This window comes from Streptomyces sp. NPDC033180 (genome assembly GCF_055577645.1).
This window is the reverse complement of record NZ_JBVIPU010000003.1, coordinates 100,008-112,822: the sequence shown is the minus strand read 5'-3', so window position 1 is coordinate 112,822 and position 12,815 is coordinate 100,008. Positions and strand designations below refer to the sequence as shown.

Annotated in this window: 16 protein-coding genes and 1 tRNA gene; 3 read left to right on the top strand and 14 right to left on the bottom strand. The window is 69.9% G+C overall.

Annotated elements, in window-relative coordinates:
* Positions 1–66 precede the first annotated feature (66 nt).
* From ACZ5WE_RS11255 to ACZ5WE_RS11215, 9 genes are all read right to left on the bottom strand, one after another.
* Complete coding sequence (locus ACZ5WE_RS11255; protein ID WP_467685375.1) at positions 67–837, bottom strand: hypothetical protein; 771 nt, start codon at positions 835–837, stop codon at positions 67–69.
* Between the two features lie 110 nt (positions 838–947).
* The gene (locus ACZ5WE_RS11250; RefSeq protein ID WP_467685374.1) at positions 948–1,808 is read right to left on the bottom strand and encodes an RNA polymerase sigma factor SigF; all 861 of its coding nucleotides are present in this window, start codon (positions 1,806–1,808) and stop codon (positions 948–950) included.
* A 244-nt stretch (positions 1,809–2,052) separates the two neighbouring features.
* The gene (locus ACZ5WE_RS11245) at positions 2,053–2,940 is read right to left on the bottom strand and encodes an RNA polymerase sigma factor SigF (RefSeq protein ID WP_467685372.1); all 888 of its coding nucleotides are present in this window, start codon (positions 2,938–2,940) and stop codon (positions 2,053–2,055) included.
* A gap of 236 nt (positions 2,941–3,176) precedes the next feature.
* Positions 3,177–3,470 carry a Dabb family protein gene (locus ACZ5WE_RS11240; RefSeq protein WP_467685370.1) on the bottom strand — a complete coding sequence of 98 codons (294 nt, stop codon included), beginning with the start codon at positions 3,468–3,470 and terminating at the stop codon, positions 3,177–3,179.
* A gap of 52 nt (positions 3,471–3,522) precedes the next feature.
* A complete protein-coding gene (locus ACZ5WE_RS11235; protein ID WP_467685368.1) occupies positions 3,523–3,702 on the bottom strand; it encodes a hypothetical protein in 180 nt (59 codons plus the stop codon).
* 432 nt (positions 3,703–4,134) lie between these two features.
* A tRNA-Ser gene (locus ACZ5WE_RS11230) sits at positions 4,135–4,219 on the bottom strand.
* Between the two features lie 79 nt (positions 4,220–4,298).
* Positions 4,299–4,730, bottom strand: a complete 432-nt coding sequence (tadA, locus tag ACZ5WE_RS11225) for a tRNA adenosine(34) deaminase TadA (RefSeq protein WP_467686220.1) — start codon at positions 4,728–4,730, stop codon at positions 4,299–4,301.
* Between the two features lie 81 nt (positions 4,731–4,811).
* Positions 4,812–5,384 (bottom strand): tRNA adenosine deaminase-associated protein, encoded by a 573-nt coding sequence (locus ACZ5WE_RS11220; RefSeq protein WP_467685366.1) that lies wholly within the window; start codon positions 5,382–5,384, stop codon positions 4,812–4,814.
* A gap of 205 nt (positions 5,385–5,589) precedes the next feature.
* A complete protein-coding gene (locus tag ACZ5WE_RS11215; protein ID WP_367043588.1) occupies positions 5,590–5,775 on the bottom strand; it encodes a hypothetical protein in 186 nt (61 codons plus the stop codon).
* Positions 5,776–5,928: 153 nt separating this feature from the next.
* Between ACZ5WE_RS11215 and upp the strand changes: the two genes are divergently transcribed.
* Positions 5,929–6,564, top strand: a complete 636-nt coding sequence (gene upp, locus ACZ5WE_RS11210; RefSeq protein ID WP_467685364.1) for a uracil phosphoribosyltransferase — start codon at positions 5,929–5,931, stop codon at positions 6,562–6,564.
* A gap of 29 nt (positions 6,565–6,593) precedes the next feature.
* Here upp and ACZ5WE_RS11205 read toward each other — a convergent pair whose 3' ends face one another.
* Entirely contained in the window at positions 6,594–7,241 is a 648-nt protein-coding gene (locus ACZ5WE_RS11205; protein WP_467685362.1) for a LytR C-terminal domain-containing protein, read from the bottom strand.
* A 226-nt stretch (positions 7,242–7,467) separates the two neighbouring features.
* On the bottom strand, positions 7,468–7,764 hold the full coding sequence (locus ACZ5WE_RS11200; protein WP_003955420.1) for a type II toxin-antitoxin system VapB family antitoxin: 297 nt from the start codon (positions 7,762–7,764) through the stop codon (positions 7,468–7,470).
* A 262-nt stretch (positions 7,765–8,026) separates the two neighbouring features.
* On the opposite strand from ACZ5WE_RS11200, the gene ACZ5WE_RS11195 reads away from it, so the two are divergent.
* Positions 8,027–9,571, top strand: coding sequence for a helicase HerA-like domain-containing protein (locus ACZ5WE_RS11195; protein WP_467686218.1), 1,545 nt, complete (start codon positions 8,027–8,029; stop codon positions 9,569–9,571).
* Positions 9,572–9,617: 46 nt separating this feature from the next.
* On the opposite strand, the gene ACZ5WE_RS11190 is transcribed toward ACZ5WE_RS11195, so the two are convergent.
* From ACZ5WE_RS11190 to ACZ5WE_RS11180, 3 genes are all read right to left on the bottom strand, one after another.
* Positions 9,618–9,773, bottom strand: coding sequence for a hypothetical protein (locus tag ACZ5WE_RS11190; RefSeq protein WP_467685360.1), 156 nt, complete (start codon positions 9,771–9,773; stop codon positions 9,618–9,620).
* Positions 9,774–9,844: 71 nt separating this feature from the next.
* Positions 9,845–10,156 (bottom strand): hypothetical protein, encoded by a 312-nt coding sequence (locus ACZ5WE_RS11185; RefSeq protein ID WP_467685358.1) that lies wholly within the window; start codon positions 10,154–10,156, stop codon positions 9,845–9,847.
* Positions 10,157–10,420: 264 nt separating this feature from the next.
* Positions 10,421–11,005 (bottom strand): HhH-GPD-type base excision DNA repair protein, encoded by a 585-nt coding sequence (locus tag ACZ5WE_RS11180; RefSeq protein WP_467685356.1) that lies wholly within the window; start codon positions 11,003–11,005, stop codon positions 10,421–10,423.
* Positions 11,006–11,185: 180 nt separating this feature from the next.
* Between ACZ5WE_RS11180 and ACZ5WE_RS11175 the strand changes: the two genes are divergently transcribed.
* Positions 11,186–12,787 carry an ABC-F family ATP-binding cassette domain-containing protein gene (locus ACZ5WE_RS11175; protein ID WP_467685354.1) on the top strand — a complete coding sequence of 534 codons (1,602 nt, stop codon included), beginning with the start codon at positions 11,186–11,188 and terminating at the stop codon, positions 12,785–12,787.
* The last annotated feature ends 28 nt before the right edge of the window (positions 12,788–12,815 follow it).

Genomic DNA, 12,815 nt, shown 5'->3' with positions numbered 1-12,815 from the left:
GCGCCCCTTCAGGGGCGCGGGGAACTGCGCGCTCAGCCACAGCGGACTCGCAGTACGAGAACCCAGCTACTTCCACTTCACCGAGACGTCCCGGGTCTCCATATGCATGCCCAGGGGCACCCGCCACGGGTCCACGCAGACAGGCCAGGTCTTCTCCAGCCGCTGACCGGCGTCCAGCGAGGGCAGCTTCTCGGTGGATTCGATCGTCGCCCAGTCCACGCCAAGGGCACCGATAACGTGCGTTCCGAAGGTGATCGTGCCGGACCGCACCGGCGATCCGCCGGTGTTCTTGAAGGACACGGTCACTTTCTCGCACCAGCGGTCCTCCGCGGGCTTACGCTCCGGTTCGCCGACGCTCAGCTTCGCGGGCCCACTGGGCCCACTGGAGCCGCCGGGCGCGGAGGGAGAGCCACTCGGGCTCCCAGAGGCCCCAGAGCCCTCAGGGCGCCCCGCTGAGCCGCTTCCCGAACTGCTCTCCGTACGACCGGTCTTGGCACCGTCAGCCGGGCCGCCACTGCTGCCCGAGTTGGTCGGAGAGGTGGAACTGGCGTCGCTACCGGGAGACTTGCTGGAGGAGTCGTCGGCGCCGGACTCCGATGGCGCGGCGGAGTCACCCTTGCCGACACCCTCGCCGGGAGTCGACGTACCGTCCAGCGGCACCAACTCCACGGCCCCGGTAGGGGCAACGCCCTTGCCGGGAGCCCGCTGAGGCCCCGCGGCAGCCGGCCCCGTGGCCACGTACCCGTCGCCGTCCTCGCTGCCGCAGGCGGCCAGCAGCCCGCCCAGGCACAGGGCAGCCGTGGACGCACCCAGTACGTTCCGTATGCCACGTCGCATCGCGCCAGTGTGGCTGACGGGTCGTCAATTAGGAACCCCGTCAGCAACTCCTGTCCTGCTGCGGCAACTCCCGTCCCCCCGCGGCGCATTGGGCTGCAGGGGGACGTCCGTCAGTCCGCGATGAGACCTTCACGCAGCTGCGAGAGCGTCCGCGTGAGCAGGCGCGAGACGTGCATCTGCGAGATGCCGACCTCCTCGCCGATCTGCGACTGCGTCATGTTCGCGAAGAAGCGCAGCATGATGATGCGGCGCTCGCGCGGCGGCAGCTTGGCGAGCAGCGGCTTGAGGGACTCGCGGTACTCGACGCCTTCGAGCGCACTGTCCTCGTACCCCAGACGGTCCGCGAGTGAGCCCTCGCCGCCGTCGTCCTCCAGGGCCGGGGAGTCGAGCGACGAGGCCGTGTACGCGTTTCCGACGGCCAGGCCGTCGACCACGTCCTCCTCGGACACCCCGAGCGCCTTGGCGAGTTCGGGCACGGTCGGCGAGCGGTCCAGCTTCTGTGCCAGCTCGTCGCTCGTCTTCGTCAGTGCGAGCCGCAGTTCCTGGAGGCGGCGCGGGACGCGCACCGACCAACTGGTGTCGCGGAAGAAGCGCTTGATCTCACCGACGACCGTCGGCATGGCGAACGTCGGGAATTCCACGCCCCGTTCGCAGTCGAATCGGTCGATCGCCTTGATCAGGCCGATCGTGCCGACCTGGACGATGTCCTCCATCGGTTCGTTGCGGCTGCGGAAGCGCGCGGCCGCGTACCGGACGAGGGGGAGATTGAGCTCGATCAGCGTGTCTCTCACATAGACACGCTCCGGGCTGTCCTGGTCGAGCGCGGCGAGCCGCAGGAACAGGGAGCGGGACAGGGTGCGGGTGTCGATGGCTCCGGGCGCCCCGGAAACTACTGAACTCACAAGCGCGTCGGGCGCCGGTTCGCTCTTCGTGAGCGTGAGCACCTTCGAGCTGCCCTGGTCTGCGGACATGCCACCCCCTTGAGGTCGCGGACGGTCACGGCGGACGCTCCCGTCGGAGGAACGCAGCCTCCACCTGAATACCGGACGTGGGGCTGCGGCAAACGCGGTTCCAGCAGAATGTCACATGTCGGCAACACGCTGTAGTTACATGTCGACAAATAAGGGTGACATCGATGCAGGAAAGAGGGGGTCTGGGGCTTTTCTTCTCGTGAATCCGTCGGGAACTGCCGTCGGGGCAGTCCACTCGATACGGTTACGCCTCGATACGGTTTGCGGATCGAAGTCGCGCGAAGCTTCTGGCCAGCAGTCTTGACACATGCATCTGGGAAACGCCCAATTCGGCGCTGATCTGTGATTGCGTCAGATTGCTGTAGTAGCGCAGAAGCAGGATGCGCTGTTCGCGCTCGGGCAGTTGCACGAGGAGATGGCGGACGAGATCGCGGTGCTCGACGCCGTCGAGCGCGGGGTCCTCATAGCCGAGCCGGTCGAGCAGGCCGGGCAGGCCGTCGCCCTCCTGGGCCGCCTCCAACGACGTTGCGTGGTACGAACGTCCGGCCTCGATGCAGGCCAGGACCTCCTCCTCGGTGATCCGCAGCCGCTCGGCGATCTCCGCGGTCGTGGGCGAGCGCCCGAACGCCGTGGTGAGGTCCTCGGTCGCCCCGGTCACCTGCACCCACAGCTCGTGAAGGCGGCGCGGCACATGGACCGTTCGTACGTTGTCGCGGAAGTACCGCTTGATCTCGCCGACCACAGTGGGCATCGCGAAGGTCGGGAACTGCACGCCGCGGTCGGGGTCGAAGCGGTCGATGGCGTTGATCAGGCCGATCGTGCCGACCTGGACGACGTCCTCCATCGGTTCGTTGCGGCTTCGGAAGCGGGCAGCGGCGTACCGCACCAGCGGCAGATTGGCCTCGATGAGCGCACCGCGGACGCGGCCGTGCTCGGGGCTGCCCGGCTCGAGCCCCTTGAGCTGGCCGAAGAGCACCTGGGTCAGGGCCCGGGTGTCGGCGCCCCTGCTGCTGGGGGTGCTGGGGGCGCTCGGGGCCGGCTGCGTGTCCTGCAGGCCCGGCGCGCTCGGTGGGCCGGGGCTGCTCGCCTGCGGGGTCACGGGTGGTGCTTCGGGCGCAGTACTGGCCGGCACGGTCAACGCCACCCCTTCTCGGTCAAGCGCAATCAAGTCCTGTCGAGCTCAGTCAAGATCAGCCGACCCTGGTCAACTCATCCGTCAAAAGCGGTCATAGCATCACAAGACATGTGCACTGTGTGCAAGCACCCGATAACTACGTGTTGAGGGGCAAGTTGGGCCATAAGACGCATAAAGGCCCCTCACTGTTCCAGTGAGGGGCCGCTTTTCGCGGGGCGGCTGAGCCGCGTCGCTCAGAACTCGTAGTCGGCGATCACCCACGTGGCGAACTCACGCCACAGGGCGACGCCCGCCTGGTGGGCCGGGTGCTCGATGTACCGCTTCAGCGCATCGGTGTCCTCGACCGCGGAGTTGATGGCGAAGTCGTAGGCGATGGGCCGGTCGGTGATGTTCCAGTCGCACTCCCAGAACGTGAGCTCCGGGATCTGCTCGCCGAGTGCGCGGAAGGCCCTGACGCCCTCGACGACGCGCGGCTCGTCGCGCTCCACACCGTCGTTGAGCTTGAAGAGGACCAGATGGCGGATCATGCGCACTCCTGAGAAGCGGGAAGAGGAGAGTCGGGACGGCGGGCCGAGCCGCTCAGTCCTTGCCTCCGTTGGCGACCCAGGTCATGAAGTCGCCGATGCTCTGAGCGGCATCCGAAACCGCCTCGAAGCCTATCTGCACATAGTCGGCGGCCTTGGCGGGGTCAGTGACGATCACGTAGAAGACGAAGACGACGAGCGTGAAGAGCCCGATCTTTTTCCACTGCACCGCCATGCTCCCGGCCTCCCCTTACCTGCTGCGCCCTGTGACCCCTGTGACGGCCGTGAGTCTAACCCGGCCCATGCTCACAAGGTTTTTAAGGACCAACGGCCCGGCAGCAGAGGCCCTTTGCCGTCCCGTTCCGGGGAGCGTCGGACGCAGGATTGCTGATGTGCCCCAGCGGATCTGGCAGGAATCCGCGGGCAAGGGACTGGCCCCACTGCGGGGTCACGCGCCGTCGGCTTCCCCCCGAAAGGCGGCGCTGGCCAAGGGGTTCCAGTCCTCATCGGGGGGAGCGGTTTGTCCCCCCGATGCCGCTCCCCCCGTCCTATCGGGACAGAGCCCCGGCGCCTTCGCGGTGCCGGGGCTCTCGCGCGTCCGGCCTTTCGGCAGGTGCCGGAAACGACGAAGGCCCCGTCCTCGCGGACGGGGCCTTCGTATCAAGAGCGGTAGCGGTGGGATTTGAACCCACGGTGAGTCTCCCCACACTCGCTTTCGAGGCGAGCTCCTTCGGCCGCTCGGACACGCTACCGAGAGGAACTCTAGCCCAAAGAGGGCCGTGGTCAGAAATCCGTTCTTCCAGAGGCTCCCCTGCGGCCCCCGGCGGCTCCTCAGCGTCCCCGGAAGAAGCGGGTGAGCAGCCCCGCGGTCTCCTCGGCGAGGACGCCCTCGATCACCTCGGGGCGGTGGTTGAGCCTCCTGTCGCGCACGACGTCCCAGACGGAGCCCGCGGCGCCCGCCTTCTCGTCACGCGCTCCGTAGACGACGCGGTCGACCCGGGAGTGGACGAGCGCGCCCGCGCACATCGTGCAGGGCTCCAGGGTCACCACCAGCGTGCAGCCGGTAAGGCGCCACTCCCCGAGCGCTGCCGCGGCCCGGCGGAGGGCGAGCACCTCCGCGTGCGCCGTCGGGTCGCCCGTCGCCTCGCGTTCGTTGTGGCCCGACGCGAGCACCGTCGTGCCGTCCGGGGACAGCACGACGGCGCCGACGGGCACATCGCCGCCCTGTGCGGCCAGTTCGGCCTCGGCCAGGGCGAGCCGCATGGGCGCCCGCCAGCGGTCGCGTACGGGATCGGTCGTGTCGGTCGTGTCGGTCGGATGGCCGGTTTCGCTCACACCGGGAACCTAGCGGACGGTCTCGAGCACCTCCGCCGCCCCGAGGATCTCGGCGATGTCGCTGAGCGCGTCACCGGGCTCCAGGCCGAGCAGCTCCTTCTCGGGCACGCCGAGGTCGGTCAGAAGCTCCGCGTCGCCCAGCGGACCCGCGGGCACCGCGTCGCCCGAGGCGTCCCCCGTGTCGTCGTCATCGGCGGAATCGGGGGCGGCGTCGGACGCGGCGGGTTCGCCGTCCTCCGTGCCGTCCAGGTCGAGGGCGTCCAGATCGACACCCGGGTCGTCGTTGCCCGGCTCACGGCCGAGCATCTCGTCGGTGAGCAGGATCTCGCCGTACGAACTCCGGGCGGCCGCGGCCGCGTCCGAGACGTAGATACGAGGATCCTCCTCACCGTCCACGCGGACGACGCCGAACCAGGCGCCTTCCTGTTCGATGAAGACGAGGACGGTGTCGTCCTCAGCGCTGCCGGCCGTGGCCTCGCGGGCCAGGTCGGTCAGATCCGACAGGGTCTCCACATCGTCGAGCTCCGTGTCGCTCGCTTCCCACCCGTCTTCGGTGCGCGCGAGCAGTGCGGCGAAGTACACCGTGACTCTCCCACTGGTCATAGACAGTGCCGGTTGACGGTTTGGGTGTCCCCCCGGCGAGTTCGGGGAGCGGGGGAGTTGCTGTTCCAAGCCCCGCCCACTCGGAATCGTGGCAGAAACCACGGCCTGAGGAGAGGTCTTCCGCCCGCTGTGTCCGCGTCGCGTTTCCCGGACGGCTCCCCGATGCCTGCGTGAGAGGTGGCCGCTACCAGCGGAACGTGCGCATACGCATCTGCTGACGCATGCGTGCCGCCCGGGCGCGGCGCGGCTTCACCCGGTCGCGAAGCTCAAGGGCCTCGGCCCTTTCGTGCAGGAACTGGGCACGGCGGCGCCGGCGCTCGGCTTCGGTCTCGCGGTCCGGCTCTCGGCCGCCGGGCTCTCTGTCCGGCATGGGCAACACCACCCAAGGTCGTACGTCCACTTTCCCCCGTACGGCGGGTTTGATGCCAACGAGGGGTCTTCCCGGGGCGGGGTCGAAGCGGGGGTTCGAAGCGGTCGTCACGGGGGAGACCAGGTGGTCCCGCGCGCGGTTACCGTTGACGGCATGCGTATCCACGTCGTCGACCACCCGCTGGTGGCGCACAAACTCACCACGCTGCGCGACAAGCGCACCGACTCACCGACCTTCCGGCGCCTCGCCGACGAGCTGGTCACCCTGCTCGCGTACGAGGCCACCCGGGACGTGCGCACCGAGCAGGTCGACATCGAGACCCCGGTCACCCCGACGACCGGCGTCAAGCTGTCCCACCCGCGCCCCCTGGTCGTGCCGATCCTGCGCGCCGGGCTCGGCATGCTGGACGGCATGGTGCGGCTGCTGCCGACCGCCGAGGTGGGCTTCCTCGGGATGATCCGCGACGAGGAGACCCTGCAGGCGTCGACGTACGCGACCCGTATGCCGGAGGACCTCTCCGGGCGTCAGGTGTACGTCGTGGACCCCATGCTGGCCACCGGCGGCACGCTCGTCGCCGCCATCCAGGAACTGATCAAGCGCGGCGCGGACGACGTCACCGCCGTGGTGCTCCTCGCCGCGCCCGAGGGTGTCGAGGTCATGGAGCGCGAGCTCGCGGGCACGCCGGTGACGGTCGTGACGGCTTCGGTCGACGAGCGGCTCAACGAGAACGGCTACATCGTGCCGGGGCTCGGCGACGCCGGTGACCGGATGTACGGGACGGCGGAGTAGGGCTCAGCGGCCCCTTTGGGGAGCAGCGCTCAGCAGTCCTTCTTGCCGTGGGACGTCGAGGACGTCGGCTTGGGTTTGGCGAGTACCGCCAGAGCCTTGTCGGCGTCCTCTTTCTCTGCCAGATCCTTGAACTTCGTGCCGATGATGAGGTCGACCTCGCCGCCCTTGCGGGCGTCGGTCCGGTTCTCGGTGCCCGCGAGCTGCGTCCCGAGGACCGGCAGCGCGGTGTCCGTGGCGGACTTGGGGCCGAGCAGGATCCCGGTGCCCTTGACCTTCTTGTCGTACGCCTTCGGGGCGTTGTCCACCTTGCCGATGGTGAAGCCGCGCTTCTTGAGCTCGGCCGCGATGTCCTTGGCGAGGCCGGCGCGGGGCGTTGCGTTGAAGACGTTGACCTTGATCTGGCCCGGCTTGGGCAGCGCCGTGGGGGCGGGCTCGGCCGAGGGCCCTGGCTTCTTGGCCGCGCAGTCGCTGCGCGAGCTTGCCGCCGTGGCCTTGCCGCCCCCCGTGAAGACGTCGATGAGCTGCAGGGTCCCCCAGCCGATCAGGCCGACCGCCGCGACGGACGCGACCACCGCGAGCACGATCCTGCGGCGGCCACGGGGGCGGCGCATACGCGGATATTTGGCCCCCGTGATGCGGTACTTGCCGCCCATGCCGGGGGGAGTGAGCATGCTCATGGGCGCAGCGTAGTGCGACGACGCCGTGATGCCTACTAAATGATCATTGACTTGGGGTCAGTCCAACCCGAAAGGGCCAATGAGGTGTGGGCGGGGCGTGGGCGAGGCGTGGGTGACGGGTGAGCGAGGTGTGAGCAGGGCGTGGGCAAGGCCGGGGCGAGGGCATGGGCGCCCGGCCTCGCGGCTGTGCGCCGCGTCAGCCCGGTTCGGTCAGCCCGAGTTCGGGTCAGCCCAGTTCGAGGACGCGGGCGTGCAGCACCTGGCGCTGCTGGAGCGCCGCGCGGACCGCGCGGTGCAGTCCGTCTTCCAGGTAGAGGTCGCCCTGCCACTTCACCACGTGCGCGAAGAGGTCGCCGTAGAACGTCGAGTCCTCCGCGAGGAGCGTCTCTAGGTCCAGCTGGCCCTTGGTCGTCACGAGCTGATCGAGGCGGACCGGGCGCGGCGCGACGTCCGCCCACTGCCGGGTGCTTTCCCGGCCGTGGTCGGGGTACGGCCGGCCGTTTCCGATGCGCTTGAAGATCACACGGAAAGCCTACCGGGCAAGGCTCTCCGGGCGCAGCCATGGAGACGGAGTGCGACTCTGGGAAATGACGCTGGAAATCGGGGCAAATCGGGAACACGCAAGCCGGGAACAGGGGCAGAGAGTGAGCGACAGCCAGCCGATGCCGTCCACGACGGGGCGCGCGAACCCCTCTAACGAGTTTTCGTCGGTCGCGGGGGTGACGACTGGAGGGGCGGGTTCCGGTGACGCGGGCAGTGGCGGTGCGGCGCTGCCTCAGGAAGCCATGGAGATCGTCTCCGGGTATGCCTTCGCCGGGCCCGCGCTGGACCTCGGAGCGCTCCTGTGGGACGGGCGGTGTCTGCCCGACGCCCAGATCCGCATTCCGCTGGCGATGCTCAACCGGCACGGGCTCGTCGCCGGGGCGACCGGCACCGGGAAGACGAAAACCCTCCAGCTCATCGCCGAGCAGCTGGCCGCGCAGGGAGTGCCGGTGTTCCTCGCCGACATCAAGGGAGACGTCTCCGGCATCTCGGTGCCCGGGGCGAGCGGCGAGAAGATCGCGGAGCGGGCGCGGGACGTCGGCCAGACGTGGGAGGCGACGGGCTTCCCCAGCGAGTTCTACGCACTGGGCGGGATCGGCACCGGGATCCCGGTGCGGGCCACGATCACGAGCTTCGGTCCCGTGCTGCTGTCGAAGGTGCTTCAGCTGAACCAGACCCAGGAGCAGTCGCTCGGCCTGATCTTTCACTACGCCGATCAAAAAGGACTCGAACTGGTCGATCTGAAGGACCTGCGGGCCGTGGTGACGTTCCTGACGTCGGACGAGGGCAAGTCGGAGCTCAAGGGGATCGGCGGTCTCTCCACGGTCACCGCGGGCGTCATCCTGCGGGCGCTGACCGCCTTCGAGGCGCAGGGCATGGGGGACTTCTTCGGGGAGCCGGAGTTCGACACGAGCGAGTTCCTGCGGGCGGCGCCGGACGGGCGGGGCCTGGTGTCGGTGCTCGAACTGCCTGCCGTGCAGGACAAGCCGCAGCTCTTCTCGACGTTCCTGATGTGGCTCCTCGCGGATCTTTACCACGACCTGCCCGAGGTGGGCGATGTGGAGAAGCCGAAGCTGGTCTTCTTCTTCGACGAGGCGCATCTGCTCTTCAACGGGGCGTCGAAGGCCTTCCTCGAAGCGATCACGCAGACCGTGCGGCTCATCCGCTCGAAGGGAGTCGGCGTCTTCTTCGTGACGCAGACGCCGAAGGACGTGCCCGCCGATGTCCTCGCCCAGCTGGGCAACCGCGTGCAGCACGCTCTGCGGGCCTTCACCCCGGACGACCAGAAGGCGCTGAAGGCGACGGTGCGGACGTTCCCGAATTCCGCGTACGACCTGGAGGAGACGCTCACCGCGATCGGCACGGGCGAGGCGGTGATCACCGTACTGAGCGAGAAGGGGGCGCCCACGCCGGTGGCGGTGACGCGGTTGCGTGCGCCGGAGTCGTTGATGGGACCGGTGGAGGTGGGAGCGCTCGACGCGGCGGTGAAGGGTTCGCTGCTGTACGGGCGGTACGCGGAGGCGGTGGACCGGGAGTCGGCGTACGAGAAGTTGACCGCGCGTCAGGCGGAGGCGGAGGAGGCGGCCGCGGCGGTGGCGGCTGCGGCGGAGGCGGAGAAGGCCGCGGCGAAGGGGGCGGCGCAAGGAGCCAAGGCGGGTGGCTCCGGTTCCGTGGTGGACCAGGTGGTGGGGAGCGGGATCTTCAAGTCGCTGGCGCGGTCGTTGGGGACGCAGATCGGGCGGGAGATCTCGCGGTCGGTGTTCGGAACGGCTCGGCGCAGACGCTGATGCGGGCGGGGGCGCCTTGAGCAGCTGCGTCTGCGCCGGTTGGGGGCTAGCGGCCGTTCTGCTCGGGGTTGAGGTCCTTCTCGAGGTCCTCGTCGTCGGTCTGTGACGCGGTCGTGCTGGGTGCGTCGGGGCTGCTGGGCGCGTTGCGTACGGCTTCGGCGCGGAGGAGGGCGTGCAGGGCCGCGTAGGGGTCGATGGGCATGGTTTCTGTCCTCTTCTTCGCTGCTGCTGGGGGTGGTGGAGGAGGTGTTCAGCCCGAGTGGGGCGGGGCTGTCAGCAGCGGAGGACGACGGAGCGTGGGGCGGGGCGGTGGTTGAGGACGCGGGTGGGAAGGGGGCGGCTGCGGCGGGGGTCGCGGGGACGTGCGGCCGGGGCGGAGGCGCGGGTGGGGCGCCTTGTGGGTACGCGGAGCGCGCTCTCGGCGGTGTCCTGGTGGGCCTCGCCGGTGAGCTCGGTGGAGACGGCCGCGGGTGGGGCGGGGGCGGCTTCGGTGGGGGACGCGGGGGCGAGGACGGCGCCGAGGAGGGCCAGAAGAATGAGGGCAGCTCGAAGCCACGCGGGGCGGGGCGAGGCGGCGCGGCTCATGAGGGGTCATGTCCCCCGACCACCACCGCTTGCCATGGCCCACCGCCCAGATCCCCCCTCTTGGGCTAGGGCCAGGCACCCGCTGCCAAACGCACTCAGCACCTACCCCACCCGCCCTGCCAATCCCCCCCGGAACCCCGGGCAATCGGGTGGGTGGGTGGGATAGGTCTGTTCGTTCAGGAAGGCTGCGGGGTGATCGGGTGGCTGGGTGGGGAGAAGTTTGTTCGGCAGGGGCGGATGCGGGGGCCCGGCCCGGCCCCGGGGCTACTTGCCGGAGGCCTTCGCCGCCGCCTTGAGCTGCTGCTTGTGGGCGCGGACCCTGTGGAGGGACTCCGGGCCCGTGATGTCCGCGACCGAGCGATACGCGTCCGGCTCTCCGTACGCCCCCGCCGCCTCCCGCCAGCCGGCAGGACGTACGCCAAGCTGCTTGCCGAGCAGGGCCAGGAAGATCTGTGACTTCTGCTTACCGAAGCCGGGGAGGTCGTTCAGGCGCTTCAGGAGGTCCTTGCCGGAGGCGGCCCCCTCCCACAGGGCGGTGGGGTCACCCTCGTAGTGCTCCACGAGGTACGCGCAGAGTTGTTGGATTCGCTTCGCCATCGATCCCGGATAGCGGTGCACCGCCGGCTTGGCGGAGAGCAGCGCGGCGAATTCGTCGGGGTCGTACGCCGCGACCGCGTGCGCGTCGAGATCGTCCGCGTTCAACCGCCGCGCGATCGTATGCGGGCCCGCGAACGCCCACTCCATCGGAACCTGCTGGTCGAGCAGCATCCCGACGAGCGCGGCCAGCGGACTGCGGCCGAGGAGCTCATCGGCCTCCGGTTCCTGGGCCAGGTGCAGGGTGACGTCCATGGAGTCGATCATCCCGCCTGGGGATGCGCTTCGCACGCCCGCACCGGACGCGGAAATCCGCGTGCGGCCACGGTCCCGGTCTCGTTACCCTCGCCGTATGTCTACGCCCCGCATCTCCTAGCCAGGACACCGGTCTCCACGTCACCCGTGTGTCCATTCGCTACTGCGGAGCGTTACCTCATGATCACCGCCCGACGCATCGACGTCCGCGGCGGCGCCCGGCTTCTGCTGGCCGGCGCCTCCTTCCACATCGCCCCCGGCGACCGCATCGGCCTAGTAGGCCGTAACGGCGCCGGCAAGACCACTCTGCTCAAGACCCTCGCGGGGCAGACCACCCCGGCGGCGGGGACCTTCACCCGTAGCGGTTCCGTCGGCTACCTCGCCCAGGATCCCGCCGCCGCCGACCCGCACAGCACCGTCACGGCCCGCATCCTCTCCGCCCGCGGTCTCGACCGCGCCGCACAGGACCTGCGTAACGCCGAGAGCGCCATGGCCGAAGCGCAGAGCGCCGCGCAGCAGCAGCGGGCCATGGTCGCCTACGCCCGCGCGGACGACGCGTTCCAGGCGCGGGGCGGGTACGCCGCCGAGGCGGAGGCTGCCCGCGTGGCCGCCGGTCTCGGGCTCCCCGAGCGCATGATGGACGCGCCGGTCGGCCACCTCTCCGGCGGCCAGCGGCGCCGCGTCGAGCTGGCCCGGATCCTCTTCTCGCGCCACGACACCCTGCTGCTCGACGAGCCGACCAACCATCTGGACGCGGATTCGGTGGGCTGGCTGCGGGGGTATCTCGGGGGCTATCCCGGTGGGCTCGTTCTCATCAGCCATGACACTGAGCTGCTTGCGGACACCGTCAACCGCGTATTCGTCGTCGACCCCGGCCGTGCCGCCCTGGACGTGCACAACACCGGCTGGCACACCTACCTCGCCCAGCGCGCCGCGGACGAGCGGCGGCGCAGCCGCGAGCGGGCCAACGCGGAGCGGAAGGCCGCGTCGCTGCGCAGCCAGGCGGAGAAGATGCGCTCGCACGTCGCCACCGCCACCGCCGCGAAGAACATGGCCCGCCGCGCCGACCGGATGCTCGCCGCCACCGAGCCCGTCAGGAGGGGGGAGCGCGTCGCGCGGATCCGGCTGCCCGAACCCGCGCCGTGCGGGCGTACGCCGCTCGGTGCGATCAGTCTGGAGAAGGCGTACGGGGGTCATCGGGTGCTCGGCGGTGTCGACCTGGCGGTCGACCGGGGCAGCCGGCTCGTCGTCCTCGGGTTCAACGGCGCCGGGAAGACCACCCTCCTGCGTATCCTCGCCGGGGCCGAACTCCCGGACGGCGGACGGGTGGTGCACGGTCACGGAGCCAGGCTCGGCTACTTCGCGCAGGAGCACGACACCCTCGACGGCCGCATGACGGTGCGGGAGAATCTCGCCGCGGCCGCGCCCGGCCTCACGGACGGGGAGGTGCGGGGCGTCCTGGGGTCCTTCCTGTTCCGCGGGGACGACGCCGACAAGCCCGCCGCGGTGCTCTCCGGCGGCGAGAAGACCCGGCTGGCGCTCGCCGGGCTCGTGCACTCGGGGGCGAACGTGCTGCTCCTGGACGAGCCGACCAACAACCTCGACCCGGCATCGCGCGACGAGGTGCTCGGCGCGGTGGGCACGTATCCGGGCGCGATCGTGATGGTGACGCACGACGAAGGGGCCATCGACGCGCTGCGGCCCGATCGCGTGCTGCTCCTGCCGGACGGGACCGAGGACCTGTGGAGCCCGGACTACCGGGAGTTCGTCGCCCTCGCCTAGCCGGTGCCGCGTGTGGCGCTGAGGTTGC

Excerpts from the sequence above, each read along its gene's own strand:
- ACZ5WE_RS11255 (WP_467685375.1), bottom strand. The coding sequence starts at position 837 with ATGCGACGTGGCATACGGAACGTACTGGGTGCGTCCACGGCTGCCCTG.
- ACZ5WE_RS11250 (WP_467685374.1), bottom strand. The coding sequence starts at position 1,808 with ATGTCCGCAGACCAGGGCAGCTCGAAGGTGCTCACGCTCACGAAGAGC.
- ACZ5WE_RS11205 (WP_467685362.1), bottom strand. The coding sequence starts at position 7,241 with ATGAGCATGCTCACTCCCCCCGGCATGGGCGGCAAGTACCGCATCACG.
- ACZ5WE_RS11190 (WP_467685360.1), bottom strand. The coding sequence starts at position 9,773 with ATGCCCATCGACCCCTACGCGGCCCTGCACGCCCTCCTCCGCGCCGAA.
- ACZ5WE_RS11235 (WP_467685368.1), bottom strand. The coding sequence starts at position 3,702 with ATGGCGGTGCAGTGGAAAAAGATCGGGCTCTTCACGCTCGTCGTCTTC.
- ACZ5WE_RS11240 (WP_467685370.1), bottom strand. The coding sequence starts at position 3,470 with ATGATCCGCCATCTGGTCCTCTTCAAGCTCAACGACGGTGTGGAGCGC.
- ACZ5WE_RS11215 (WP_367043588.1), bottom strand. The coding sequence starts at position 5,775 with ATGCCGGACAGAGAGCCCGGCGGCCGAGAGCCGGACCGCGAGACCGAA.
- ACZ5WE_RS11180 (WP_467685356.1), bottom strand. The coding sequence starts at position 11,005 with ATGGACGTCACCCTGCACCTGGCCCAGGAACCGGAGGCCGATGAGCTC.
- ACZ5WE_RS11175 (WP_467685354.1), top strand. The coding sequence starts at position 11,186 with ATGATCACCGCCCGACGCATCGACGTCCGCGGCGGCGCCCGGCTTCTG.
- ACZ5WE_RS11195 (WP_467686218.1), top strand. The coding sequence starts at position 8,027 with ATGGAGATCGTCTCCGGGTATGCCTTCGCCGGGCCCGCGCTGGACCTC.
- upp (WP_467685364.1), top strand. The coding sequence starts at position 5,929 with ATGCGTATCCACGTCGTCGACCACCCGCTGGTGGCGCACAAACTCACC.
- tadA (WP_467686220.1), bottom strand. The coding sequence starts at position 4,730 with ATGCGGCTCGCCCTGGCCGAGGCCGAACTGGCCGCACAGGGCGGCGAT.
- ACZ5WE_RS11185 (WP_467685358.1), bottom strand. The coding sequence starts at position 10,156 with ATGAGCCGCGCCGCCTCGCCCCGCCCCGCGTGGCTTCGAGCTGCCCTC.